Below are 24,870 nucleotides of genomic sequence, written 5' to 3'. Positions count from 1 at the left end.
TGCCGGGAAAATACTTTAGGTTTAAAGTATCTGCTTCCGGGCCATGTGCACGCGCCCGCTACCAGCCAGGATGAGCATGAGCAGCGACCCTTCGCCCAGCACCGCATCTCCCCAGGACGACTTTGCGCGCGCGCACTTGCCGCCGCGCGCACTCTGGCCGCAGCTGTGCCTGGACTTGCCCGAGCTGCAGTATCCGCCGCGCCTCAATTGCGTCGCGGTGCTGCTCGATGCGGCCGTCGCCAGCGGTGGCGGCGAACGCCCGGCCATCCTTGCCGACGGCCAGCGCTGGACTTACGCGCAGCTGGCGCGCCAGGTCGACCGCATCGCCCACGTGCTGCGCGCCGACCTGGGCCTGATCCCCGGCAACCGCGTGCTGCTGCGCGGCGCGAATACGCCCATGATGGCCGCCTGCCTGCTGGCCGTGCTGAAGGCCGGCTGCATCGCCGTGCCGACCATGCCGCTGCTGCGCGCGCGCGAACTGTCCACGATTATCCTCAAGGCGGAAGTGAACGCCGTGCTGTGCGCGCAGGGCTTGCGCGCGGAACTCGACGGTGTGTCGACATGCCCGCCGATGTTGTGCTTTGGCGCCGCCGGCGCCGAACTGGAACAGCGCATGGCGGCCCACGATGCACCGTTTGCTGCATGCGACACGGCAGCCGACGACGTCTGCCTGATCAGTTTTACCTCCGGCACGACGGGCGTCCCCAAGGGCACCATGCACATGCAGCGCGACCTGCTGGCCATCTGCGACTGTTTTCCCCGCTCCATGCTGCAGGTGCGCGCCGACGATATCTTCATCGGCACGCCGCCGCTGGCATTCACCTTTGGCCTGGGCGGCTTGCTGCTGTTCCCCCTGCGCTTTGGCGCTTGCGCCGTGCTGCTGGAGAAACTCACGCCCGAGGCCCTGCTGCGCGCCATCGGCGCCTATCACGCCACGATCTGCTTCACGGCGCCCACCTTTTACCGCCAGATGGCGCCCCTGGCCGCGCAGCACGACTTGCGCAGCCTGCGCCTGTCCGTCTCGGCCGGCGAGGCGCTGCCGCTGGCCACGCGCGACGCCTGGCAGGCGGCGACGGGACTGGCCATGACGGACGGCATCGGCGCCACCGAGATGCTGCACATCTTCATTTCCGCCACGGGCGAGGGCATACGCCGCGGCGCCATCGGCAAGGCCATCCCCGGCTACCAGGCATGCATCGTCGATGATGCCGGCGTGCCGCAGCCGCCCGGCGTGACGGGCCGCCTGGCCGTGAAAGGCCCCACCGGTTGCCGCTACCTGTCCGACCCGCGCCAGCGCGAGTACGTGCAGAACGGCTGGAACCTGACGGGCGACACCTTCGAGATGGATGCCGACGGCTATTTCTATTACCGCTCGCGCAGTGACGACATGATCGTCTCGGCCGGCTACAACATCGCCGGCCCGGAAGTGGAAGAGGCGCTGCTGCGCCATCCGGCCGTGGCCGAATGCGGCGTGGTCGGGCGCGCCGATGCCGAGCGTGGCCAGATCGTCGAGGCGCACATTGTGCTCAAGGAGGGCTACCAGCCCAGTGACCTGCTGGCGGCCGAACTGCAGGACTTCGTGCGCCAGCAGATCGCTCCGTATAAATACCCGCGCGCCATCCGTTTCCTGCCTTCCCTGCCGCGCACGGAAACGGGCAAGCTGCAGCGCTTCAAACTTCGCACGGACACCGCATGAATATTGTCTGCATCGGCGGCGGTCCCGCCGGCCTGTATTTCAGCCTGCTCATGAAAAAGCAGAACCCCGCGCACCGCATCACCGTCATCGAGCGTAACCGCCCGTACGACACGTTTGGCTGGGGCGTGGTGTTTTCCGACCAGACCCTGGGCAACCTGGCCAATGCGGACGAGCCGACGGCGCGCGCCATCCTGCAGGCGTTCAACCACTGGGACGATATCGAGATCCACTTCAAGGGCGAGACCGTGCGCTCGGGCGGCCATGGTTTTTGCGGCATCGGCCGCAAGCGCCTGCTCAATATCCTGCAGGCGCGCTGCGAGGAGCTTGGCGTGCAGCTGGTGTTCGAGACGGAAGTGCAGGACGACCAGGCCATCGCGAAGCAGTACGGCGCCGACCTGGTGATCGCCAGCGACGGCTTGAACAGCCGCATCCGCACGCGCTATGCGGCCAGCTACCAGCCCGACATCGAGCAGCGCCATTGCCGCTTCGTCTGGCTGGGCACGCGCAAGAAATTCGAGGCGTTTACGTTTGCCTTCCGCCAGACGCCACACGGCTGGTTCCAGGCGCATATCTATCAATATGACGGTGATACGTCGACCTTCATCGTCGAAACGCCGGAACACGTGTGGCGCGCGGCTGGGTTGGACGCCATGAGCCAGGAACAGGGTATCGCCTTTTGTGAGGCGCTGTTCGCCGAGGAACTCGATGGCCATGGCCTGCTGAGCAATTCGCCGCACTTGCGCGGCTCGGCGCAGTGGATCACCTTTCCCCGCATCGTCTGCCGGCAATGGGTGCACCGGCACGATGGCGTGCCCGTCGTGCTGATGGGCGACGCAGCCCACACGGCGCATTACTCGATCGGTTCGGGCACCAAGCTGGCGCTGGAAGACGCGATCGAGCTGGCCCGCTGCTTCGGCCAGCATGGGGATACCGATGTTGCGCTGGCCGCCTACCAGCAGCTGCGCGCCATCGAGGTGCTGAAAATCCAGAGCGCGGCGCGCAATTCCATGGAGTGGTTTGAAAACGTCGAGCGCTACAGCGCCATGGAGGCGCCGCAGTTCGCCTATTCCATGCTCACGCGCAGTCAGCGTATTTCACACGAAAACCTGCGCCTGCGCGATCCCGCCTACGTGGCCGATTACGAACGGTGGCTGGCGCGGCGCGCGGGCGAACAGGCCGGCGTGACGCTGCCGGACGAAGCCATGCCGCCCATGCTCACGCCCTTCCGCTTGCGCGGCGTGCTGCTGAAAAACCGCATCGCCGTCTCGCCGATGGCGCAGTACAGCGCCGTCGATGGCGTGGCGGGCGACTATCATCTGATGCACCTGGGCGCGCGCGCCATGGGCGGCGCTGGTCTCGTGTTTGCCGAGATGACGTGCGTGTCGGCCGACGCGCGCATCACGCCCGCCTGCCCCGGCATGTACAGCGAAGCGCATACGCAGGCCTGGCGGCGCATCGTCGATTTCGTGCATGCCAACAGCGATGCGAAGATCGCCCTGCAACTGGGCCACGCGGGGCCGAAAGGCTCGACGCGCCCCATGTGGGACGGCATCGACCTGCCTTTGAAAGAGGACAACTGGCCGCTGCTGGCTGCCTCGGAGCAGCAGTACCTGGCCGGCGTGTCGCAGCTGGCGCGCGCGGCCACGGAAAGCGACCTGGCGCGCATCGAGCAGGATTTCGTGCGCGCCACGCTGGCGGCAGCCGTCGCCGGTTTTGACTGGCTGGAACTGCATTGCGCGCATGGTTATTTGCTGTCGAGTTTTATCTCGCCGCTGACCAACCGTCGTACGGACGAGTATGGCGGCAGCCTGGAAAACCGCTGCCGTTATCCCTTGCGCGTGTTTCGCGCCATGCGTGCCGCCTGGCCGCAGGACAAGCCGATGAGTGTGCGCATCTCGGCCCACGACTGGGTCGAAGGCGGCATCACGCCCGACGATGCAGTCGTCATCGCGCGCCTGTTCAAGCAGGCCGGCGCCGACATGATCGACTGTTCCTCGGGCCAGGTCAGCAAACTCGAACAGCCCGTGTACGGGCGCATGTTCCAGGCGCCGTTCGCCGACCGCGTGCGCAACGAGGCGGGTATCGCCAGCATGGCCGTCGGTTCGATTTTTGAAGCCGACCACGCCAACAGCATCATCGCCGCCGGGCGCGCCGACCTGTGCGCCGTGGGCCGGCCGCACCTGGCCAACCCGGCCTGGACGCTGACGGAAATGGCGCGCATCGGCTACAGCGGCGCCGGGGCAGGCGCTACTTGGCCGAAACAGTACCGTCCGGGCCAGCAGCAGCTGGAACGCAATCTGCAGCGCGAGCGCCAGCTGGCCGCCGCCAGCACGGGCCTGACCCCGCAACAGGTGGCCGCGCGGCTGCTGGAAGGATGACATGAACAAGGAACGACGGGACGGCGCGTTGGCCGACAAACATGCGCTGGTGACGGGCGCCGGCAGCGGCATTGGCCTGGCGTGCGCGGGCGCCTTGCTGGACGCGGGCGCCCGGGTCACCCTGGCCGGGCGCGACGGCGCGCGACTGGCGCGCGCGCGCATGCAGCTGGAAGAGGCGGGCCACGCGGGCAGGGTGGCCATCTGCGTGCTCGACGTGAGCGTGGAAGCGTCCGTGCAGGCGGGTTTCGCGCAGGCCGCCGCGCATTTCGGCCGCATCGATATATTGATCAATAACGCGGGGCAGGCGCATGCGGCGCCATTCGGCAAGACCGATGCCGCCATCTGGCAGCAGATGCTGGCCGTGAACCTGACGGGCGTGTTTCACTGCTGCCAGGCGGCCATGCCGGCCATGCTGGAAGCGGGCTGGGGACGCATCGTCAACGTGGCGTCGACGGCGGGCTTGAAAGGCTATCGCTATGTCAGCGCCTATGTCGCCGCCAAGCACGGCGTGATCGGCCTGACGCGCGCGCTGGCGCTGGAAGTGGCGCCGCGCGGCGTCACCGTCAACGCCGTCTGCCCCGGCTACACGGAAACGGAGATGGTGGCGCAGGCCGTGCAGAACATCGTGCGCAAGACGGGGCGTGGCGCAGACGCGGCGCGCGCGGAGCTGGCGGCTGGCAATCCGCAGCAGCGGCTGGTGCAGCCACAGGAAGTGGCCGATGCGGTGGCCTGGCTCTGCCTGCCCGCGTCGGCCGCCATGAATGGACAATCGATCGCCGTCGCCGGCGGTGAAGTCATGTAGACAATGGATAAAATGGACAATGAACGCGACCTCCCGCAGGCCGAACCGGTGCTGGATCTGGCCAGCCGCCTGACGCAGGACCACCACCAGTCGCTCAAGCTGTGGCTGCGCATGCTTTCGTGCACGGTGAAAATCGAAAACGAGGTGCGCACGCGCTTGCGCGCTACTTTCGGCATCACCTTGCCCCGCTTCGATCTGATGGCGCAGCTCGAGCGCTTTCCCGAAGGCTTGCGCATGGGCGAACTGTCCCGGCGCATGATGGTCACGGGCGGCAATATCACGGGCATCACCGACCAGCTGGAGCAGGAAAAACTGGTGCTGCGCGTGGTCGACCCGAAGGACCGCCGCTCGTACAGCGTCAAGCTGACGCCGGCCGGCCGGCGCGCCTTCGACGAGATGGCGCGCGTGCACGAAGGCTGGATCGCCGAACTGCTGCACGGCGTGACGCCGGACGATAAAACCCGATTGATCGACCTGCTGTCGCAGATGAAACAGCAACTCAATGACATTTCCATAAAGGACTGACCATGCGCCATCTCCCCGGCCAGCCGCAAGACCTGCCAGGCAACCGCGCCAGCCTGGCCCATTACGCCGCGCGGCATTTTCTGTTTTCCGTTGACGCAGGTGTCGCCACCTTGACCTTGCACCGGCCCGAGCGCAAGAATCCGCTGACCTTCGATTCGTATGCGGAATTGCGCGAGCTGTTCCGCGCGCTGGCGCATGCGGACGACGTCAAGGCCGTGGTGATCACTGGCAGCGGCGGCAATTTCTGTTCGGGCGGCGATGTGCACGACATCATCGGCCCGCTGACGCAGCTCGACATGCCCGGCTTGCTGGCGTTTACCCGCATGACGGGCGACGTGGTAAAAGCCATGCGCGCCTGCCCGCAGCCCATCATTGCCGCCATCGACGGCATTTGCGCCGGCGCTGGCGCCATGCTGGCGCTGGCCTCCGATATCCGCATCGGCACGGCGCGCAGCAAGACGGCTTTCCTGTTTGCCCGCGTGGGCCTGGCCGGCTGCGACATGGGCGCTTGCGCCTTGCTGCCGCGCGTGATCGGCCAGGGCCGCGCCGCCGAACTGCTGTACACGGGGCGCTCCCTGGCCGGCGCCGAGGCCGAGCGCTGGGGCTGGCTCAACCGCCTGGTCGAACCGGAGGAACTGGCCGAAGCGGCGCAGCTGTTCGCCGCCGGCCTGGCCAGCGGCCCCACCTTCGCGCACGGCATGACGAAAAAAATGCTGCAGCAGGAGTGGAACATGGGCGTCGATGAAGCCATCGAGGCGGAAGCGCAGGCGCAGGCCATTTGCATGGCCACCAACGATTTCCACCGCGCCTATCACGCTTTCGTGGCGAAGGAAAAACCACAGTTCGAGGGTAATTGACATGCGTGATACGAGTTATCTGGACTGGCCATTTTTCGAGGCGCGCCATGCGCAGCTTGCGTCCGAGCTCGATGCCTGGGCGACGCAGCACCTGGACGGCGCGCACGGCGCCGACGTCGATGCGGCTTGCCGCGCGCTGGTGGCGCAACTGGGGCAGGACGGCTGGCTGGCGCACGCCACCGGCACCGATGGCAAGATCGATACGCGCGCCATTTGCCTGATGCGCGAAACCCTGGCGCGCCACGACGGCCTGGCCGATTTCGCCTTCGCCATGCAGGGACTCGGTTCCGGCGCCATCGGCCTGTTCGGCAGCCTGGAGAACAAGGCGCGCTACTTGCCGGACGTGGCCAGTGGCAAGCGCATCGCCGCCTTTGCCCTGTCCGAGCCACAGGCCGGCTCCGACGTGGCGGCGATGGCGTGCGCGGCGCGGCGCGACGGCGACGAGTATGTGCTCGATGGCGAAAAGACGTGGATCTCGAACGGCGGCATCGCCGACTTTTACGTGGTGTTCGCCCGCACGGGCGAAGCGCCCGGCGCGCGCGGCATCAGCGCCTTCATCGTCGATGCCGACAATCCCGGGCTGGAAATCGCTGAACGCATCGCCGTCATCGCGCCGCATCCGCTGGCGCGCCTGCGCTTTGCCAATTGCCGCGTGCCCGTGTCGCAGCGCCTGGGCGAGGCGGGGCAGGGCTTCAAGGTGGCGATGGCGACACTGGACGTGTTTCGCACCTCGGTGGCCGCCGCCGCGCTGGGTTTTGCGCGGCGCGCCTTCGATGAAGCGCTGCGCCACGCGACAAAGCGCCAGATGTTCGGCCAGACTCTGGCGGATTTTCAATTGACGCAGGCGAAATTGGCGCAGATGGCCACCGGCATCGACGCCGCCGCCTTGCTCACCTACCGCGCCGCCTGGCAGCGCGACCAGGGTCGCAAGGTGACGAAGGAGGCGGCGATGGCCAAGCTGACGGCCACGGAAACGGCGCAGCAGGTGATCGACGCCGCCGTGCAGCTGTTTGGCGGCATGGGCGTGGTCAGCGACCATCCGGTCGAGCGCCTGTACCGCGAAATTCGCGCCTTGCGCATCTATGAAGGCGCCAGCGAAGTACAGCAATTGATCATCGCGCGCGAATTGCTGCGCGAGGCGGCGGTGGACGCATGAACGGTATGAGCAATCAGGAGAAGACAATGCAAGTGCTGCAACCAGCAGAATGGGCCAGGCCGCGCGGCTATGCGAACGGCGTGGCCGCCAGCGGGCGCACGGTGTATGTCAGCGGCATGATAGGCTGGGATGCGCAGGGGCAGTTTCATACGGACGATTTCGCGGGACAGGTGCGCCAGGCGCTGCAAAATATCGTCGCCGTGCTGGCCGAGGCGGGCGCCTTGCCCGAACATATCGTGCGCATGAACTGGTACGTGCTCGACAAGAAGGAGTACGTGGCGGCGTATCCGCAAATCGGCGTGGCCTACCGCGAGCTGATCGGCAAGCACTTTCCTGCCATGACGGCGGTGCAGGTGGCCGGCCTGATCGAGGATCGCGCCAAAGTGGAGATCGAGGTGACGGCGGTGCTGCCATCGCTGCCATTGCGGCCATAGTGGCCGTTAACGTGCTATCGACGATATGCGAAGTTGTGCAATGTGAGTGATATTTTCTTGTGTGAAAGGGATGTAATTCGTGTTATTATTGATAATTATATTTGGTATATAGTCATCTTTATCTCGCTTGCCTGTCATTGGAGTGCCTGATTTACCTGCCCGGACGCATTGCCATCAAGCTTCATCGATGTATTTCTGAGACGAATCAATGAAAAAGACGCCAGTTGTTCCTGCATCTGCGGCAAGCACTGCGCCTTTGCCTGTAAAGGTGCGTTTGGCGATGATCGATGTTGGAAAAGGCCTGGGCATATTGCTCATTGTCATTGGTCACAATGCGATTTTTTCAGCCAGCTATAGCGAAGCTGGCGATTTCCTCAAAACATTCCGGCTCCCCTTTTTCTTCTTCATCTCAGGCACGACCTTTGCCATCGGCATGCGCAGCGTGAAGGAGATTGCCTGGTTACGCGCGGATGCTTGGCTGAAGCCCTGCGCCGTAGTGGTGATCGTGATCGGCCTGCTACAAGTACTGTTGGGCTTGGGCACCATGGATACGATCTTCCTGGGGCTATTGTACGGCACGGGATTTACCCTGACCTGGACGCCGACCTGGTTCCTGCCACATCTATGGCTGCTGTATGTCAGCACCGCTATTTTTCTCACCTATGGTCGCCCGCTGACTAGTACTTGGCCGCGGCGTATTGTCTTGCTGCTGTTTATGTCCGTAGCCGGCTATCTGGTCATGCAGGGTTTTGATAGTGGCATGGAAAATCCGGTCTGTTTGCGTATAGTCGAGTTCGGCCCAGCGCTGTTCGATTGCGGCTTGCCATTTAGTGCCGATATTCTGTTGTTGACGGGTGTTTTTTTCTTGCTGGGCCATTTTCTGTCGAGCAACGTCAAGGCATTTCACTTGAACTGGCTGGTACTGGGCCTGGCATTTTCGGCCATGCTGGCGCTACACTATTATTTCGGTTTCACGATAGATTTCAACCAGCGTCGTTACGATTCGTTGTTTGTTTCGACGCTGCAAGCCTTGTGCGGGATTTATGTCATGCTGTCTGTATGCAGCCTGCTGAACCGCTCCGCCGTAGTATCCAGGGTATTGTCATATCTGGGGCGTGGCAGCCTGTTCATCCTCATTTTTCATGCATGGATCATGCTCAAGCTCGATACGTTGTTGCTGCGTTGGCTGAATAACGGCTTCCTGGTGGCGGGTATTTCCATCACGACGGCAATCATCGTCCCGCTCATTTTTTGGGAGTTGGCAAAGCGCAACAAGGTCGTCTCCCTGTTAATGTTGCCGCGCAAGCGCGTTGCCTGTCCATCCAGTGCCGTGCTGGCGAAGACGGCGAACTGAGACCCCAGATAGGCGTGGTGTTTATTTGCCGACAGGGAGCACATTGCAACTGCTTGCGCGTCACCCGCATGGCATGGTTGCCGGGCGGGCGGTGGGCGCCTGATTCATCCGACAGTGCGTGGAATGCCGGATATGCGGCCGAGCGGATGGCCAGCGCGCCCCACTTGCTCAATGATGGTCATCGCTATAGAGCACCGTATCGCCCGTAATGGCGCTACAGTATCTCCGTCTCGCGTTCGGCTGACCAACTGATGGCCTCGCCTTTTGTCGAGAAGGTTTTGGATTCGCGAGTGCCAAGCATGGCAGCCTGCGCGCCATCCCGTCCCCTTTTTTTTGGTTCATCGCGGTTAATGGGGAACGACCGGCTTGACGTTTTTTGCTGGGAGGGGGTGGCGGCAAGGGTTTTGAATTGATTAATTGATTGTCGCCAAACAAACCAATTACCTTACCACTCTCGCCGCCATGCTCAATGCTATGTCTTCTCTTCCATTTTGGGAAGGGCATATTGTCGTTTCCGTCGTCGAACAGGACGACGAGTCGCTGCTGATCGTTCTCAACGCCTGCCCCACTGCCGACGCGCTTTGCGGTAGCTGCCGGCAGCCTTGTGCTCTAGTTCATGAGCGGCGCTGGCGGCGCATCCGGGATCGGGATATTTTGGATCGACGGGTTTGGGTGAAGGTAGCAATCCGGCGCCTGGACTGCCATCATTGCAATGCCCGGGTGACAGAGCATATCTCCTGGCTGGACCGGCGCTCGCGGATGACTCACCGCGTCCGGGTCTGGGTGGAGGCGCTGGCACAGCTTATCCCCATCAAGCACGTGTCCCAGCTGACAGGCCTGCACTGGCACACCATCAAGGCCATTGACCTACAGCGCTTGGCACACCTGCACGGCCAGTTCGCCGCTGGCGACGTGCGGCGCCTCGTCATGGATGAATTCGCTTTGCACAAAGGCCATCGTTATGCGACAGTCGTTCTCGATGCTCAGCGCATGCGTGTGCTCTGGGTTGGTGAAGGCAATAGTCGGGCGGCCATTCGGCCGTTTTTCGAGGCGTTGGGCGCAGAAGGCTGCGCCCGAATCGAGGCTGTGGCGATGGATATGAACACGGCGATGGATCTCGAAGTGCGTGCGCAATGTCCCAACGCCGAAGTCGTCTACGATCTTTTCCATGTCGTTGCGCGCTTTGGCCGTGAGATCGTTGACCGGGTGCGTGTAGACCAGGCAAACGCGCTGCGCGACGATGCCAAAGCGCGCCAGGTCATCAAGCGTAGCCGTTGGCTTCTGCTGCGCAATCGCGACAACCTTGAGGGCGACCGTGCTATCAAACTTGACGAACTGCTCGCGGCCAACGCCCCTCTGGCAACGGTCTATTTGCTCAAAACCGAACTCAAAGAAATCTGGTTCGCGCCATCCGTTCGCGAGGGCGCGCGTCGATGGAAACGCTGGATGCGCCTCGCCCTCGAGAGCGAGATCGCCCCCGTGATCAAATTCACCAAGCGCTTACGCAAATACGTCCGGGGCATCATCGCCTCCGCCATCTATCCGATGAATTCGTCCATTCTTGAAGGCGTCAACAAGCGCATCAAAGTCATCAAACGGATGGCCTACGGATTCCGGGACTCTGCATATTTTTTCCTCAAAATCAAGGATGCCTTCCCCGGTAAAAGCGATGAACCAAAAATAAGCCTAAGCGACTGTTTTTAAATGATAAGTGACGATTTGTGTGGGGGAGTCGAAAATACGACTGGTCCCCCCGACTGGAATCGAACCAGTATCCCACGCTTAGGAGGCATGTGCACTATCCATTGTGCTACGGGGAGGACGCTCAGGCGTGGCAAGTGGCCATGCCGGATCCGGCGGCAGGGGGGCGTGCAAGACGTCCCATGTGTCGCGAATCGAGCGCAATTATAGCCGACAGTTTGCAAGATATGCCTATGCTTGCGCGAGTATCGGTACAATGCGTGCTTCATTCATCTAATCGGCAGCTGTTTTGCGCACCACGCGGTGTGCAGGAAACGGCGCCCGAGCACTCTTACTCATTATGGCTGTCATTTCTCTTTCATCGGCGCAACTTGCGTTCGGTCACGTCGCGCTGCTCGATCACGCGGAATTTTCACTGGAAAACTCGGAACGGGTGGGCTTGATCGGCCGCAACGGCACGGGTAAATCCTCTCTGTTGAAGGTCATTTCGGGCAAGTTCAAGCTCGATGACGGCTTGCTGGTCATGCAGCAAGGCATCAAGATCGCGTATGTGGAGCAAGAACCGCAATTCGACCCGGACATGTCCGTGTTCGACGCCGTCGCTTCCGGCATGGGCGAATCGCAAGCCTGGCTGAAGGAATACGACGAGTTGACGGGCCAGTTTGGCCAGGGCAATGACGACGAATTGATGGAACGCATGCACGACATCCAGGTCAAACTCGATGCGGCCGATGCGTGGAGCTTGCCGAACAAGGTGGAAACCGTGCTCGACCGTCTGAACCTGACGGGCGACATGCTGATGAAAACCCTGTCGGGCGGGATGCAAAAGCGCGTCGCACTGGCGCGCGCGCTGGTCTCCGCGCCCGACGTGCTGCTGCTCGATGAGCCCACCAACCATCTGGATTTCAGCTCCATCCTGTGGCTGGAAGGCCTGTTGCGCGATTTCAAGGGCAGCGTGCTGTTCATTACCCATGACCGCTCCTTCCTCGACAATGTTGCCACGCGCATCATCGAACTCGACCGCGGCCGCTTGCTGTCGTACCCGGGCAACTTCACGGCGTACCAGGTACGCAAGGCCGAGCAGCTGGAAATCGAAGACGTGGAAAACGCCAAGTTCGACAAGTTCCTGGCGCAGGAAGAAGTGTGGATACGCAAGGGCGTCAAGGCGCGCCGCGTGCGCGACGAAGGCCGCGTGCGCCGCCTGGAAGCGCTGCGCCTGACGCGCAATGCGCGCCGCGACCAGCAGGGACAAGTCAAACTGGACGTGTCGGCCGGCGAACGCTCGGGCAAGATCGTGGCGGACCTGGAAAACGTCTCGAAGATCTATGGCGACAAGGTCATCGTCAAGGATTTCAGCGCCACCATCTTGCGCGGCGATAAGGTCGGCCTGATCGGTGCCAACGGCGCCGGCAAGACCACTTTGCTGAAGATGATCCTGGGCCAGGAAGAGTCCGACACGGGCACCATCCGCCTGGGCACCAAGCTGCAAGTGGCGTATTTCGACCAGATGCGCACGCAGCTGAACGAGGAAGCGAACCTGATGGAAACCATCGCGCCGGGTAGCGACTGGGTCGAGATCAATGGCCAGCGCCGCCACGTGATGACGTATCTGAACGATTTCCTGTTCGCGCCGGAACGCGCCCGTTCGCCCGTCAAATCGCTGTCCGGTGGCGAGCGCAACCGTTTGCTGCTGGCGCGCCTGTTCGCCAAGCCGGCCAACGTGCTGGTGCTCGATGAGCCGACCAATGACTTGGATATCGATACCCTGGAATTGCTGGAAGAGTTGCTGGAAGAATACACCGGCACCGTCTTCCTCGTCAGCCATGACCGTACCTTCCTCGACAACGTTGTCACGCAGGTGATCGTCGCCGAAGGCGAGGGCAAGTGGCGCGAGTTCGTCGGCGGCTACACGGACTGGGAGCGCGTGCGCACCTTGCCGATCGCCACGGCGCCAGCCAGCAAGCCGGCCGTGAAGGTCGAGGCTGCCACACCGGCGGCGAAGCAGAAAAAGCTCAGCTACAAGGAACAGCGCGAACTCGACGAACTGCCGAACATCATGGCAGCGCTGGAAGATGAGCAAGCCGTACTGGCAGGGCAATTGTCGCATCCCGATTTCTACAAGAAAACGCCGGCCGAAGGCAAACGCCTCAATGCGCGCGTGGCGGAAATCGAGAAAGAGTTGCTGGCAGCGCTGGAAAAGTGGGAAGCGATCGAAGCGCGCGCCAAAGGCTGAGTTGCCTTTCATTGATTGCCGCCTGCGGCAATTAATATCAAAATTGATACTGTAGTGATAAACTCTGGCTGAAGCGGGTGTTGCCGCCCGACGCGTGTAGCGTGTCGGGCGGCAACATACTCTCCGTTACAGACCCCGGAGCGGCATTGCGTCTTGTTGATGCATCAAAGACAATATTGCTGATACTATTCCCCGTGTTGTTACTGTAGCGGCGCCAGCCGCAAGCAATCTGTATTTGCCAGCCATCACCAGACCGGAAACGGGGGAGCGCCTTCATGTTTGACCGACTCGCGCTGCCACGCGTGCTGCCTTTTTTTACTTATCTATTTTTTATTCTTATTGCTGATGTGTTAATATGGGCGGGCTATGCTCAGGAGCAACTACGCTATTTGTATGTGGTGAAAATTGGCGTCGTTCTGGCTCTGCTATGGCTATATCGCCGGCACTATACGGAGCTGGCCTGGCCCGGTCCGGCGGTCATGGGATGGCGTGCCATTGTCTGGGCCGTGCTGGCGGGCATCGTCGTGCTGGTGCTGTGGCTCAACCTGGGCGCGTCCTGGATGGTCATCGGCGAGTCGGCCGGTTTCGATCCGCGCTCCGGTAATGGCTACGACTGGCCGCTGCTGGTGGCCCGCATCGCCGGTGCCGCGTTGGTGGTGCCCGTGATGGAAGAGTTGTTCTGGCGCTCCTTTCTATTGCGTTGGTTACAATCGCCGAATTTTCTGGCCGTTGAACCGTCACTGCTGAGATTTCGCTATATTCTTATTACGGCGATACTGTTTGGCTTTGAACATAATTTGTGGTTTGCGGGCATTCTTGCCGGCTTGGCATATGGGTGGCTCTACGTGCGTTTTCGCACCCTGTGGTCGGCCATCATCGCGCATGGCGTGACGAATGGCTTGCTGGGTGTCTGGGTACTCATGACTGGGCAATGGGCTTATTGGTAGTCGCGTCATCGGCGCCATTAATTAATGCAGTTAATGCAGTAATCACAAAGATGAAAAAAATGTTGAGCTTGACTGAAAAAAAGTGCGCCGCGCGTGATGCCGCACCAGCTGTTTTTCGCACGTCGCGCCTGGGCGCGCTGTCGCTGCTGATCGGCGCTGCCTTCAGCACGGCCGTCCATGCCGAAATCAGCGACACCATCCATCCGTTCCTCCGGACGTCGATTGCCTATGACGACAACTTGCTGCGCCTGAGCGAGTTTCCGGGGCAAACGCCGGATCTGAGCGATACCAGCCGGACGGTGCAAGGCGGCTTCCTGTTCGAACGTCCCATCGGCCGGCAGTTGTTCACGGGCTACGCCAAGCTGAGCCGCGTGACCTTCAACCGCAACACGGAACTCGATTACAACGGCAAGGACGCGCTGGTCGATTGGGCCTGGCAGTTGGGCAACCACGTACAGGGCCATCTGGGTACCAGCTACCTTGAAACGCTGACGCCATTTGCCGATACCAATTCCAAGGAGCGCAATTTGCGCACGCAGCGCCGCCATTATGCGGATGTGACTTGGCTGTTCCATCCCAGTTGGCAGGTGCGCGCAGGTGTCTCGCGCTTCGATGCGGACTATGAATTGCTCACGCAAAAGATCAACAACCGCTCGGAAGACGCGACCGAACTCGGTCTCGACTATCTCGCCGCCAGCGGCAGCAAGGTGGGCGTACAGCTGCGCCGCTTGAAGTCGGACTATCAATTCAAAGGCGGCGCAGGGACGGGTTTTTCCGATAATGATTACACGCAGGATGAAATCAAGGCCAATGTGCTGTGGCTCGTCAGCGGACCGACCAAGCTGTCGTTCCTCGGCGGCTGGGTGCGGCGTACGCATCCGCTGTCGGGTTCGGGCAGCAGCAGCGGCACCAACGGCCGCCTGATTGCCGATTGGGTGGCGACGGGAAAATTGCGATTCAATGCGGCACTGTGGCGCGAATTCCAGGTGGTTGAAGGCGGCATCGTCGGTAGCAGCCTGAACAAGGGCGCCAGCGTGGCGGCCTTCTGGAGCGCTACGGCCAAGGTGGGTGTCAATGCCCAACTGCAGCACGAGAAGCGTGATTTCAGCACCATCAATGGCTTCACGGCCTTGAATGGCCTGTCCGATGCGAGCACCAGCAGTTCGCTGGGGCTGACTTACACACCACTGCGCAACATCACGCTGGAAGCGGATGTATTTCGCAGCAGGCGCAGCGGCAATCCTCTCGTGGGCAGCAATAGTTACCGATCCCAAGGGGTTTCGTTCTCCGCCAATGTTCAATTCTGAAAAGTAAAATGACGATTAACGATATACCTCTGATTTCCTTTTTTCAGCGTGTGCTCGACCCCTTGGTCATCATGGTCACGCTGTATGTGTGCTCGATCGTACTCGGTTCTTCCTTCGACGGTTATGCGCTGATATTGATGATACTGGCGTTTTTCATTTCATCGACCATCTATCAGCATATCGACCCGTATCGCGCCTGGCGTGCCGGGCGCATGTGGGCCTATGCGCGCGACGTGATCGTCGGCTGGGCCGTCACGGCGCTGATCCTGGTCATGCTCGGCGTGGTCAGCGGCCTGGCGCAGCATTATCATGTCAAGGCCGTGTATGCCTGGTTTGTCATCACGCCGTTGCTGCTGATCTTCCTGCAACTGGCGGTGCGCCGCGCGCATTCCATCCAGGGCAACGGCGACGAAGTGCGCTCTGTCGCCATCATCGGCGCCAACAATGTCAGCGTGCGCTTTGCCGACGCCATCAGCAAGCACCCGAACCTGTTCATGCAGGTGGACGGCTACTTTGACGACCGGGAAGAGGAGCGCTGGCCAGAGGGCATGCATCACCCGATGCTGGGCCGAATGGATGAGATTGCCGCCTACGTGCGCAGCAAGCAGACCAAGATGATTTTCATCAGCCAGCCCATCTCGGCGCAGCCGCGCATCCGCAAGTTGCTCGATGAATTGCAGGACACCACCACCTCGGTGTATTTCCTGCCGGATATTTATGTATTTGACCTGATGCAGGCGCGTTTTGACAATGTGTGCGGCATGCCCGTCATCGCCATCTGCGAATCGCCATTTACAGGCTGGAACAGCACGATCAAGCGCATGAGTGACCTGGTGCTCGCCTGCCTGATCCAGTTGTGCCTGCTGCCGCTGATGCTGATGATTGCCATCGCCGTGAAGGTGACTTCGCCCGGTCCCGTCATTTTCAAGCAGCGTCGCTACGGCCTGTACGGCGAAGAAATTATCGTCTATAAATTCCGTTCGATGACGGTGTCGGAAGACGGTGCCAAGGTGGTGCAGGCCACCAAGGATGACCAGCGCCTGACGCGCATCGGCGCTTTCCTGCGCCGCAGTTCGCTCGATGAGTTGCCGCAGTTTATCAATGTGTTGCAAGGGCGCATGAGTATCGTTGGCCCGCGACCGCACGCAGTGGCGCACAACGAGCAGTATCGCAAGTTGATCAAGGGCTATATGTTGCGCCACAAGGCCAAGCCGGGCATTACCGGCTGGGCGCAGGTCAATGGCTTGCGGGGCGAGACGGAAACCCTCGACAAGATGGAAGCGCGCGTGCATTTCGACCTGGACTATCTGCGTAACTGGTCGCTGTGGCTGGACCTGTGGATCGTGGTGCGCACGGTGCAAGTGGTGCTGAAACGGGAAAATGCCCATTGATGATGCGACAGACTATCAAGAAGATTGCCGCACAGCCAAGCATTGTGGCGTGGCGACAACTCCCAGCTTGCCCGGCGTCTGGCTTTTATGTTGACCAAAGAAAATTAGTTGCAATATTTGTGATTTCTATAATTTTGTTGCATAATTTGTACCTGTTGCATGCTAAAGTGATTGCAGGGCCTGTAAGATAACGTGCTGAAACAATGTAGTGCATGCATCGTTTTGACCCGCCTGCCCGAAAAGCGTGGCAGCGCTTGAAAACATGTTGAACCCTCTGAGATGGCGAGTCCGATGAAAATGAAACGAATGAATGTCCAACAACGCATCCTGACCGCTGGCGTTATCCTGTTGACAGTGGCTGGCCTGGCTGCCTGTGGTGGCGACAAGCAGAAGAAGGTGGGCCAGGCGCTCGCCAGCGTGAATGGCGAAGAAATCACGGCGCTGCAACTGAACGAGGAATTACAGCGCGCCGGCGTGCCGGCGGCGCAGCAGGAAGCGGCCAGCAAACAATTGCTCGAAGCACTGATCGACCGCCAAGTGGTCGAGAATGTTGCGTTGAAAGAAAAGATCGACCGCGATCCGAAGGTCATGCAAGCCGTCGAGCGGGCCAAGGCGCTGATCATCAGCCAGGCCTACATGCAAAAGAAATTGAGCGGCATGGTGCCTCCGAGCAAGGCCGAAGTGGAAGATTACTTCAACAAGCACCCTGAGTTGTTCAGCAATCGCAAGCAGTTCGACATGCGCCAGTTGCTGATCGCCAGCAAGGATATGAACGATGCGCTCAAGCAAGTGATCGACAAGAGCAAGTCGCTCGATGAGGTAGCGGCTTGGATGGAGAGCAACAAGATCGGTTTTGCGCGTGCCCAGGTGTCGCGCACGACGACGGACCTGGCGCCGGAGCTGGTGACCAAGTTGCAAGCCATGCCAAAAGGCCAGCTGTTCATCATCAATGAAGGTGAACGCGCGATGCTGATGACGATCGTCGACATCAAGGATGTGCCGGTCAAGCTGGCCACCGCCGCGCCGCAGATCGAGCAGTACCTGGTCAATACCAGGACCAAGGATGCCGCCAAGAAAGAAATGGAGCGCCTGCGCGCAGCGGCCAAGATCGAGTATCTGAACCAGCCTGCCGCTTCTGCTGCCACTGCGGCGTCGGGTGCGGCGTCTGCCGCCTCGGCAAGCGCCAGTGCTGCGGCTACCGCACGGGGCGTTGCTGGCCTGAAATAAGCATGTCTGGCACCATTGATATTTTGCATAACTAACCGTAATGACCGACGAGATCGAGCTGATGATGAAACGACTGATACTTTTGATAATGACTTCACTGCTGGCCTTCACGCTGGGCAGTGCCAATGCCGGAGAAGTCGTGCTCGGCGCGGGCGACGTGCTGAAGATTTCCGTCTACGGCAACCCGGATCTGGGCGTGGAAACGCGCGTCAGCGAAGCGGGCGACATCACGTTCCCCCTGATCGGCCAGGTCAACGTCATGAAAATGGCCGTCGCCGAGGCGGAAAAGAAGATTGCCAACAAGCTCGAAACGGGCGGTTTTGTGAAAAAGCCGCAAGTCAATATCATCGTTACCTTGTTGCAAAGTCAGCAAGTGTCGGTGCTGGGCCAGGTGAACCGACCGGGCCGTTATCCGGTCGATGGCCGCCGCAGCCTGCTTGACTTGCTGGCGCTGGCCGGTGGCATCGGTCCCGAGGGCGGCGATACGGTCAGCCTGATCCGCAAACGCGATGGCAAGACCACTACCGATGTCGTCGATGTCGTGGAAATGGTGCGTACTTCCGACCTGAACCGCGATTTTGACCTGGCCGCCAACGATGTTGTATTTGTAGAACGTGCGCCACGCATCTATATTTATGGTGAAGTGCAACGTCCAGGCCCCATGCGCCTGGAGCGCTCGATGACGGTGCTGCAGGCGCTGTCGGCCGGTGGTGGCCTGACCCAGCGCGGCACCGAGCGCAACATCCGCATCAAGCGCCGGGGTCCGGATGGCAAGTTGCAGATCCTCGATGCCAATCACGATGACCTGCTGCTCAGCGACGACGTGGTGTATGTGAAGGAAAGCTGGTTTTAAGAGCAGATTCCAGCAGTGAGCGTCTTCTGCTGGGATAGGCTCTGATGGTGGCAGCAGCCTTGCTGCTTATTTTGCACCGATTGTTTTGCAATGATATGAGACGGTTTCTATGAATTTCTCCCAGTTTTTACTGATATTGCGCGCTCGCCAGCGCGTCATCTGGATCACCCTGGTGATTGTGGTGGCGACAACGCTGGCGATCAGCCTGCTCCTGCCCAAGACGTACAAGGGCACGGCATCCGTGTTGCTTAATTACAAGGGCGTCGATACCGTCACGGGCCTGGCAATGCCGGGTCAACTGATGGCCGGCTACATGGCGACGCAAATCGATATCATCAGCAGCAAGAACGTTGCCCTGCATGTCGTCGATTCGCTGAAGTTGGCGCAAAATCCTGCCGTCATCGCCCAGTTCAACGCTGCCACGGGCGGCGAGGGCGCGGTGCGTGACTGGCTGGCCGATCTGTTGCTGAAAAAACTCGAGGTCGTCCCTTCGCGTGAAAGTAGCGTTGTAGAAATCAGTTTCAGCGGTTCGGACCCGAGTTTCGTGGCCGCCATCGCGAATGCCTTTGCCGAAGAGTACCAGCGCGTCAGCATCCAGCTGAAAGTTGAGCCTTTGAAAAAAGCATCGGCCTATTTCAATGACCAGACGCGCCAGATGCGCGATGTACTGGAAGCCACGCAAAGCCGTTTGTCCAAGTACCAGCAGGAAAATGGCATCGTCAGCCTGGATAACCGCGTCGACGTGGAATCGAACCGCCTGAACGATTTGTCGCAGCAACTGGTGATGGCGCAGTCGCAGTCGATGGAAGCGACCTCGCGCCAGCGCATGGCGCAAGGTGCATCGTCGCTGGAATCGCCCGATGTGGCGCAAAATCCGATGATCCAGAATTTGAAGATTGCCCTCGGCACGGCCGAATCGAAGTTTGCCGAGATTTCACAGCGCCTGTCGCAGAACCACCCGCAATACATCAGCGCCAAGGCGGAACTCGATAAATTGCGCAGCGACCTGGCAACGGCTATTCGTGTCACTGCAGGCAGCGTGAGCAACAATGCGCAGATTTTGCAGCAGCGCGAAGGTGCCATCCGTGGCGCCATGGCGGCGCAAAAAACCAAGGTGCTGGAACTGAACCGCACGCGCGATGAAATGGGCGTGCTGATGAAGGATGTCGAAAGCGCCCAGCGCGCCTACGACGCCACGTCGCAGCGTTTTTCGCAGACCAGCATCGAAGGCCAGGCCGAACAGTCCGATATATCGATCCTCAATCCTGCCGTGCCGCCGGTCGCGCCGGCGGGGCCGAAAGTCATCCTCAACACCGTGCTTGCCTTCTTCTTTGGCGGCTTGCTGGGCCTGGGCTTGAGTATTCTGCTGGAAATGCTGGACCGCCGCGTGCGCTCCGAACGCGATCTGTTCGATGCGCTGCAAATTCCGGTGCTGGGCGTGATCGCCTGGCAAGCGCCGAAGCGCCGCCGCTTCAAGTCCCTGAAGTCGGTGTTGTCGAGCCGCTTGCGTTTGAATTAATTCGATAGGAAACACAATGAATCATCCTGCACTGGCTGGGCATGTACCAGCACCTGGCGCCCACACGGCGCACGTTGGCGATTCCAGCATCGGCGGCTTGCTGCTGGAGTCGGGCAAGATCACGCCGGAAAATGCCGAACGCGTGCTGCGCATGCAGAAGGAACTGGGCATCCGTTTTGGTGAAGCGGCGCAGCGCCTGGGCCTGATCACCGAAGCCGATATCGAGCAGGTACTCGCACGCCAGTTCAATTATCCCTACCTGCCGCGCGGCACCGGCAACTTTTCGGACAAGCTGCTTGCCGCGTACGAGCCATTTGGCCAGCAAGTCGAAACCTTGCGCGCCATCCGCAGCCAGCTGATGCTGCGCTGGTTCGCACGCGGCCACAAGGCGCTGGTGGTGGTGAGTATCAATGCGGACGATGGCGCAGCCATCTTTGCCGCCAACCTGGCCGTGGTCTTTTCTCAGCTCGGCGAGCAAACCTTGCTGGTCGATGCGAACTTGCGCGCGCCGCAACAGCAGGAATTCTTCGGCCTGAAAGGTCGCCAGGGCCTGTCGGACCTGCTGGCTGGCCGCGGCGACCTGGACGCGATCGCCAAGATCGATTCGTTTGTTGCCTTGTCGGTCATGAGCGCGGGCACCTTGCCGCCGAATCCGCAGGAATTGCTTAGCCGCACTTCATTTGCCACGCTCAACGAGCAAGTCGCCTCGCGCTATGACGTGGTGTTGTACGACGTCGCGCCATTCTCCAGCGGCTCGGACGCGCTGGCCGTTGCTGCGCGTGCGGGCGGCGCCTTGCTGGTGGCGCGCAAGAATGCCACTGGACTGGCCGATCTGGCAACCTTCGCCGAACAGTTGGAGCGTAACGGTGTTGAAATTGTCGGTACCGTTATGCAAGAGTTTTAACCCCACATTGTTGCTGCCCCTGCGCATATCGTGCCTGAGCAGGCATGATATGCACGCTTCCTCTGCCCGAGCTTGCCTGGCCGCCCTGTGCGGCCATTTTCATGATGTGAGCAAGCGGCACACGAATTTTTCCATGATGAAATAGAGCGGCTTGTCCTGGCGTCGTAGCAATTAGCGCTTATGATTCAACTATCGCTCGTTGAGCGGGCCGTTGCTCGGCAAAGATGGCCGCTTGCGGTCGGATAGGGGGAATGCTTGCCGGTGGCAACACGATGCACGTATTGACAAGGCCAGCCATGCTCAACATCAAGCCAGGCCTGGTTTGTATTGCGCCAGCAAGGATGGGAAATGTATAGTGGCAAACGATGTATTTCCACAATGGAGGGATGCCAACATGAAATTTCTGTTCGACACAGTCCGACAATTGAGCGGCGATCACGGGGGGGCAGATGCCGGCAGCGCCATGGCGGGCGCAGGACGTTTGCGCCGGGGCGCGCTGGGCGTGTTGCTGGCCGCAGCGATGGCCGTTGCCGTGCCTGTCGGCGCCACTTGCCTGGACAAGGCGCCCTTGCGCGGCGTCAATCTGGCCGGAGCAGAATTCAATGGTGGCAAGATTCCCGGTACCGTATTCAAGGATTTCATGTATCCGAGCGCGAGCGATATCAGCTACTTTGCCAATCTGGGCGCGAACATGCTGCGCCTGCCGTTCCGCTGGGAACGCTTGCAGCCGGTCGTGGGCGGCCCGCTCGACCCGACACAGCTCAGATTTATTGCCAGGGTGGTGGAGACGGCGAAATCGCACGGCGTGTGTGTGCTGCTCGATGCGCATAACTATGGTGCCTACAACAATATTCCATTGGGCAGGCCTGGCGCCACGACCGAGGACTTCGCCGATTTCTGGGTACGCATGAGTACAGCCTTCCCTGATGTTGATACGGTCGCGCTTGGACTCATGAACGAGCCGGTGCTGACGAGCCTGAGGCAATGGGGCGAAACGTCCAAGGCCACGCTGGCAAAATTGCGTGAAAATGACGCGAAACACTTGGTCGTCATTGCTGGCGGTACCTATAGTGGCGCGCATGACTGGGCCACGCCGCGCGACGGCGTGTCCAACGCCACGACTTTTGCTAGCGTGAAAGACCCGCTGGGACGCACCCTGATCGAGGTGCACCAGTATGTCGACTCGAATTACTCGGGAACCAAGGCCGATTGCATCTCACCGGCGAAGCTGACTGATATCCTCGAAAAGGTCAGGGTCTGGGCCGTGGCCAACAAGCAAAGGGTATTCATGGGCGAATTTGGCGTTGCCGACACGCTAGAGTGCCGGCCCACCTTGCAGGCGGCGCTGACGTCGATGCGTAATGCGCCATGGGCCGGTTGGACGTACTGGTCAGCGGGCGCGTGGTGGGGCAAGAATTATATCTTCAGTGTGCAGCCGGTCGTGGGCGTGACGCGCAATTCCCTGTCCCTGCTGCAGGTCGAGTGGCAAAAATAGACGGTGGCGTAGCGTGCCACATCGCTTGTTGCACACGCATGGCCGCGTCAGTTGGCGCGGTCATGCGCCCCGTTTCATCGTGTAGCTTGCTGCTGAAGTGCGTGTGTTGCCGTTTGTGTCAGTCCGTTTCCGTCGTGGCAACTGCGGCAGGTTAAAGTTAACCAAGAGAATCATTTTTCCGTATGGCAAGTGATTGATTGCACAGGGATTTGTCTATTTTGCCAATATTTGCGCGTGGACGAAAAAATAGCCTGCCCAAATGCAGTATTTCAGCTTGACCAGCGTCGCGGCTCCGTTATAATCTTAATGTTTTGTTAAAATAGTTTCTTATCCTTTAAAGGTTTCTGGGGGAGCTATCTTGCAAATACGATAGGCCGAGGTTTAACCGATGCCAACGATGCGGTGCTGTACCATTCGGTAAGGCAGGCGCTTTTGATACGACAGTCATTCATGGGGTAGTGATGCAAACCTCTTCCTTAAGCTCGCGCGACGCCGTGATACCGTGGTGGAAGGCCGCCATTCCCGAATGGGGACCGGTCGTGGTCGGTTTGCTGGCCCTGTACGTCCCGTCCTTTTATGACTTGATCACTGGCTTGTGGATGAGCGAGGAGCAGGCGCATGGCCCGATCATCCTCGTGCTGTCGACCTGGCTGCTGTACCGCAAGTGGCCGGAAATGATGGCAAGAACCGAAGGCCAGCCTACCTCCAAGGCCGGCTGGATCGTCGCCGTGGTGGGCCTGGTCATGTATGTGCTGGGCCGCTCGCAACAGTTTTCCATCTTTGAAATCGGCTCCTACATCGTCCTGCTGGCGGCAGTGCTGTTGATCAAGCGCGGCACCCTGGCCTTGCGCATCATGTGGTTCCCCCTGTTCTTCATGCTGTTCATGATTCCCTTGCCCGGCATCCTGGTGGCGATGTTGACGATGCCGATGAAGACGGCTGTGTCGTATGTCACTGAACATGTGCTGTTTTTCCTTGGTTATCCGATCGCCCGCAGCGGCGTGATTTTGCAGATGGGCCAATATCAGTTGATGGTAGCAGATGCCTGCGCCGGTTTGCACACGCTGTTTACGCTCGAAGCCCTGGGTTTGTTCTACCTCAATCTGGTGCGCCATACGTCGGCCCTGCGCAACGGCGTGCTGGCTGTACTGATCGTGCCGATTTCCTTTACGGCCAATGTGATCCGCGTGATGACCTTGACCCTGATTACGTATTATTTCGGCGACGCGGCAGGGCAGGGCTTCCTGCATGGTTTTGCGGGCATGGTGCTGTTCATATCCGCCCTGTTGCTGATCCTGGGCGTTGATTGGCTGTTGCAGTCGTATGTGCAGCGGCGGGAGAAAAAACATGCTTGATACACTGCAAGGTAGGCAGCGCAAGACGCTGTTCGCGGGCCTGCTGCTGGGCGTGCTGATGGTATCGACCTCGGTGCTGACGAAGATAGTGACGCCCACGGTCAAAATGTCCGAAGGCAAGCCCATGCTGGATCTGACGGCACTGGTGCCGGCCGAGTTTGGCGAGTGGCATGAAGAGCGCGATGCGGCAGCCGCCGTGGTCAACCCGGAAGCCGAGGCTGCGCTGGCGAAGATTTACACGCAAACGCTGGCGCGCACCTATGTGAACGCCGCTGGCGAACGCATCTTGCTGTCGGTCGCTTATGGCGATGACCAGCGCGGCGAAGCGACGCAGGCACACCGCCCCGAAATTTGCTATACGGCGCAAGGCTTTGCCATCACCAGCAACGACGTTGGCACGTTGAAGGCGGCCGAGCGCAACATTCCCGTGCGCCGCTTGGTGGCAGTCAGTGGCAGCCGCAATGAGCCGATTACCTACTGGGTTACCGTTGGCGATCGCGCCACCTTGCCCGGCGTGGGGCGCAAGCTGCTCCAGCTGTTCTATGGCCTGGGCGGCAAGGTGCCCGATGGCTTGCTGTTCCGCGTCTCGAGCATCCAGGCCGACAAGACGGCGGCATATGCGTTGCAGGATCAGTTCGTCAATGCCCTGTTTACCCATATCGGCAAGGCGCCGACGGAAAAACTCGCCGGCAAGTTCGATGACTAGCAATACCACGGCGTGCAGCCTGACCAATCT

Annotated in this window: 20 protein-coding genes and 1 tRNA gene; 20 read left to right on the top strand and 1 reads right to left on the bottom strand. The window is 60.5% G+C overall.

All coding sequences use genetic code 11. From position 1 onward, the window contains the following. The first annotated feature begins 76 nt into the window (after positions 1–76). The 9 genes from CLU93_RS05105 (at position 77) to CLU93_RS05065 (ending at position 10,906) form a co-directional block, all read left to right on the top strand. Entirely contained in the window at positions 77–1,696 is a 1,620-nt protein-coding gene (locus tag CLU93_RS05105) for an AMP-binding protein (protein ID WP_099760240.1), read from the top strand. Continuing rightward, entirely contained in the window at positions 1,693–4,074 is a 2,382-nt protein-coding gene (locus CLU93_RS05100; protein ID WP_099760239.1) for a bifunctional salicylyl-CoA 5-hydroxylase/oxidoreductase, read from the top strand. Before CLU93_RS05105 ends, CLU93_RS05100 begins: the two co-directional genes overlap by 4 nt. Before the next feature lies 1 nt (position 4,075). Further along, entirely contained in the window at positions 4,076–4,876 is an 801-nt protein-coding gene (locus CLU93_RS05095) for an SDR family NAD(P)-dependent oxidoreductase (protein WP_099760238.1), read from the top strand. A 12-nt stretch (positions 4,877–4,888) separates the two neighbouring features. After that, a complete protein-coding gene (locus CLU93_RS05090) occupies positions 4,889–5,401 on the top strand; it encodes a MarR family winged helix-turn-helix transcriptional regulator (RefSeq protein WP_099760237.1) in 513 nt (170 codons plus the stop codon). A 2-nt stretch (positions 5,402–5,403) separates the two neighbouring features. Further along, positions 5,404–6,258: an enoyl-CoA hydratase family protein gene (locus CLU93_RS05085; RefSeq protein ID WP_099760236.1), complete on the top strand. Its 855-nt coding sequence runs from the start codon at positions 5,404–5,406 to the stop codon at positions 6,256–6,258. A 1-nt stretch (position 6,259) separates the two neighbouring features. Next, the gene (locus tag CLU93_RS05080; protein WP_099760235.1) at positions 6,260–7,414 is read left to right on the top strand and encodes an acyl-CoA dehydrogenase family protein; all 1,155 of its coding nucleotides are present in this window, start codon (positions 6,260–6,262) and stop codon (positions 7,412–7,414) included. Between the two features lie 26 nt (positions 7,415–7,440). Beyond that, entirely contained in the window at positions 7,441–7,848 is a 408-nt protein-coding gene (locus CLU93_RS05075) for a RidA family protein (RefSeq protein WP_099760234.1), read from the top strand. 208 nt (positions 7,849–8,056) lie between these two features. Then, positions 8,057–9,202, top strand: a complete 1,146-nt coding sequence (locus CLU93_RS05070; RefSeq protein WP_099760233.1) for an acyltransferase family protein — start codon at positions 8,057–8,059, stop codon at positions 9,200–9,202. 474 nt (positions 9,203–9,676) lie between these two features. Beyond that, positions 9,677–10,906: an ISL3 family transposase gene (locus CLU93_RS05065; RefSeq protein WP_257225118.1), complete on the top strand. Its 1,230-nt coding sequence runs from the start codon at positions 9,677–9,679 to the stop codon at positions 10,904–10,906. Positions 10,907–10,947: 41 nt separating this feature from the next. Here CLU93_RS05065 and CLU93_RS05060 read toward each other — a convergent pair. After that, positions 10,948–11,022: transfer RNA gene (locus tag CLU93_RS05060), tRNA-Arg, on the bottom strand. 221 nt (positions 11,023–11,243) lie between these two features. On the opposite strand from CLU93_RS05060, the gene CLU93_RS05055 reads away from it, so the two are divergent. From CLU93_RS05055 to epsI, 11 genes are all read left to right on the top strand, one after another. Beyond that, complete coding sequence (locus CLU93_RS05055) at positions 11,244–13,136, top strand: ATP-binding cassette domain-containing protein (RefSeq protein ID WP_099760232.1); 1,893 nt, start codon at positions 11,244–11,246, stop codon at positions 13,134–13,136. A gap of 275 nt (positions 13,137–13,411) precedes the next feature. Further along, positions 13,412–14,083 carry a CAAX prenyl protease-related protein gene (locus CLU93_RS05050; protein ID WP_099760231.1) on the top strand — a complete coding sequence of 224 codons (672 nt, stop codon included), beginning with the start codon at positions 13,412–13,414 and terminating at the stop codon, positions 14,081–14,083. A 59-nt stretch (positions 14,084–14,142) separates the two neighbouring features. Beyond that, positions 14,143–15,390: an XrtB/PEP-CTERM-associated polysaccharide biosynthesis outer membrane protein EpsL gene (gene epsL, locus CLU93_RS05045; protein ID WP_099760230.1), complete on the top strand. Its 1,248-nt coding sequence runs from the start codon at positions 14,143–14,145 to the stop codon at positions 15,388–15,390. Between the two features lie 8 nt (positions 15,391–15,398). Continuing rightward, positions 15,399–16,781 carry an undecaprenyl-phosphate glucose phosphotransferase gene (locus tag CLU93_RS05040; RefSeq protein ID WP_099760229.1) on the top strand — a complete coding sequence of 461 codons (1,383 nt, stop codon included), beginning with the start codon at positions 15,399–15,401 and terminating at the stop codon, positions 16,779–16,781. A 306-nt stretch (positions 16,782–17,087) separates the two neighbouring features. Further along, complete coding sequence (locus tag CLU93_RS05035) at positions 17,088–18,008, top strand: EpsD family peptidyl-prolyl cis-trans isomerase (RefSeq protein ID WP_257224886.1); 921 nt, start codon at positions 17,088–17,090, stop codon at positions 18,006–18,008. An 88-nt stretch (positions 18,009–18,096) separates the two neighbouring features. Further along, positions 18,097–18,861 carry a polysaccharide export protein EpsE gene (gene epsE, locus CLU93_RS05030; RefSeq protein ID WP_243420149.1) on the top strand — a complete coding sequence of 255 codons (765 nt, stop codon included), beginning with the start codon at positions 18,097–18,099 and terminating at the stop codon, positions 18,859–18,861. Positions 18,862–18,970: 109 nt separating this feature from the next. Beyond that, positions 18,971–20,380 carry a chain length determinant protein EpsF gene (epsF, locus tag CLU93_RS05025; RefSeq protein ID WP_099760228.1) on the top strand — a complete coding sequence of 470 codons (1,410 nt, stop codon included), beginning with the start codon at positions 18,971–18,973 and terminating at the stop codon, positions 20,378–20,380. A gap of 16 nt (positions 20,381–20,396) precedes the next feature. Further along, positions 20,397–21,284 (top strand): chain length determinant protein tyrosine kinase EpsG, encoded by an 888-nt coding sequence (gene epsG, locus CLU93_RS05020; RefSeq protein ID WP_099760227.1) that lies wholly within the window; start codon positions 20,397–20,399, stop codon positions 21,282–21,284. A 394-nt stretch (positions 21,285–21,678) separates the two neighbouring features. Beyond that, positions 21,679–22,779: a glycoside hydrolase family 5 protein gene (locus tag CLU93_RS05015; RefSeq protein ID WP_099760226.1), complete on the top strand. Its 1,101-nt coding sequence runs from the start codon at positions 21,679–21,681 to the stop codon at positions 22,777–22,779. Positions 22,780–23,240: 461 nt separating this feature from the next. Then, positions 23,241–24,134: an exosortase B gene (gene xrtB, locus CLU93_RS05010; protein WP_099760225.1), complete on the top strand. Its 894-nt coding sequence runs from the start codon at positions 23,241–23,243 to the stop codon at positions 24,132–24,134. Next, a complete protein-coding gene (gene epsI / locus CLU93_RS05005) occupies positions 24,127–24,840 on the top strand; it encodes an exosortase-associated protein EpsI, B-type (protein WP_099760224.1) in 714 nt (237 codons plus the stop codon). Before xrtB ends, epsI begins: the two co-directional genes overlap by 8 nt. Positions 24,841–24,870: the final 30 nt, after the last annotated feature.

Source organism: Janthinobacterium sp. 35 (genome assembly GCF_002754575.1).
Classification (GTDB): domain Bacteria; phylum Pseudomonadota; class Gammaproteobacteria; order Burkholderiales; family Burkholderiaceae_D; genus Janthinobacterium; species Janthinobacterium tructae.
Note: the sequence above shows the minus strand (reverse complement) of the source record. Positions and strands in the feature narration are given on the sequence as shown.

Coding starts and splice junctions, on each gene's coding strand:
- CLU93_RS05105 (WP_099760240.1), top strand. CDS start 77: ATGAGCAGCGACCCTTCGCCCAGCACCGCATCTCCCCAGGACGACTTT.
- CLU93_RS05100 (WP_099760239.1), top strand. CDS start 1,693: ATGAATATTGTCTGCATCGGCGGCGGTCCCGCCGGCCTGTATTTCAGC.
- CLU93_RS05095 (WP_099760238.1), top strand. CDS start 4,076: ATGAACAAGGAACGACGGGACGGCGCGTTGGCCGACAAACATGCGCTG.
- CLU93_RS05090 (WP_099760237.1), top strand. CDS start 4,889: ATGGACAATGAACGCGACCTCCCGCAGGCCGAACCGGTGCTGGATCTG.
- CLU93_RS05085 (WP_099760236.1), top strand. CDS start 5,404: ATGCGCCATCTCCCCGGCCAGCCGCAAGACCTGCCAGGCAACCGCGCC.
- CLU93_RS05080 (WP_099760235.1), top strand. CDS start 6,260: ATGCGTGATACGAGTTATCTGGACTGGCCATTTTTCGAGGCGCGCCAT.
- CLU93_RS05075 (WP_099760234.1), top strand. CDS start 7,441: ATGCAAGTGCTGCAACCAGCAGAATGGGCCAGGCCGCGCGGCTATGCG.
- CLU93_RS05070 (WP_099760233.1), top strand. CDS start 8,057: ATGAAAAAGACGCCAGTTGTTCCTGCATCTGCGGCAAGCACTGCGCCT.
- CLU93_RS05065 (WP_257225118.1), top strand. CDS start 9,677: ATGTCTTCTCTTCCATTTTGGGAAGGGCATATTGTCGTTTCCGTCGTC.
- CLU93_RS05055 (WP_099760232.1), top strand. CDS start 11,244: ATGGCTGTCATTTCTCTTTCATCGGCGCAACTTGCGTTCGGTCACGTC.
- CLU93_RS05050 (WP_099760231.1), top strand. CDS start 13,412: ATGTTTGACCGACTCGCGCTGCCACGCGTGCTGCCTTTTTTTACTTAT.
- epsL (WP_099760230.1), top strand. CDS start 14,143: ATGTTGAGCTTGACTGAAAAAAAGTGCGCCGCGCGTGATGCCGCACCA.
- CLU93_RS05040 (WP_099760229.1), top strand. CDS start 15,399: ATGACGATTAACGATATACCTCTGATTTCCTTTTTTCAGCGTGTGCTC.
- CLU93_RS05035 (WP_257224886.1), top strand. CDS start 17,088: ATGAATGTCCAACAACGCATCCTGACCGCTGGCGTTATCCTGTTGACA.
- epsE (WP_243420149.1), top strand. CDS start 18,097: ATGACTTCACTGCTGGCCTTCACGCTGGGCAGTGCCAATGCCGGAGAA.
- epsF (WP_099760228.1), top strand. CDS start 18,971: ATGAATTTCTCCCAGTTTTTACTGATATTGCGCGCTCGCCAGCGCGTC.
- epsG (WP_099760227.1), top strand. CDS start 20,397: ATGAATCATCCTGCACTGGCTGGGCATGTACCAGCACCTGGCGCCCAC.
- CLU93_RS05015 (WP_099760226.1), top strand. CDS start 21,679: ATGAAATTTCTGTTCGACACAGTCCGACAATTGAGCGGCGATCACGGG.
- xrtB (WP_099760225.1), top strand. CDS start 23,241: ATGCAAACCTCTTCCTTAAGCTCGCGCGACGCCGTGATACCGTGGTGG.
- epsI (WP_099760224.1), top strand. CDS start 24,127: ATGCTTGATACACTGCAAGGTAGGCAGCGCAAGACGCTGTTCGCGGGC.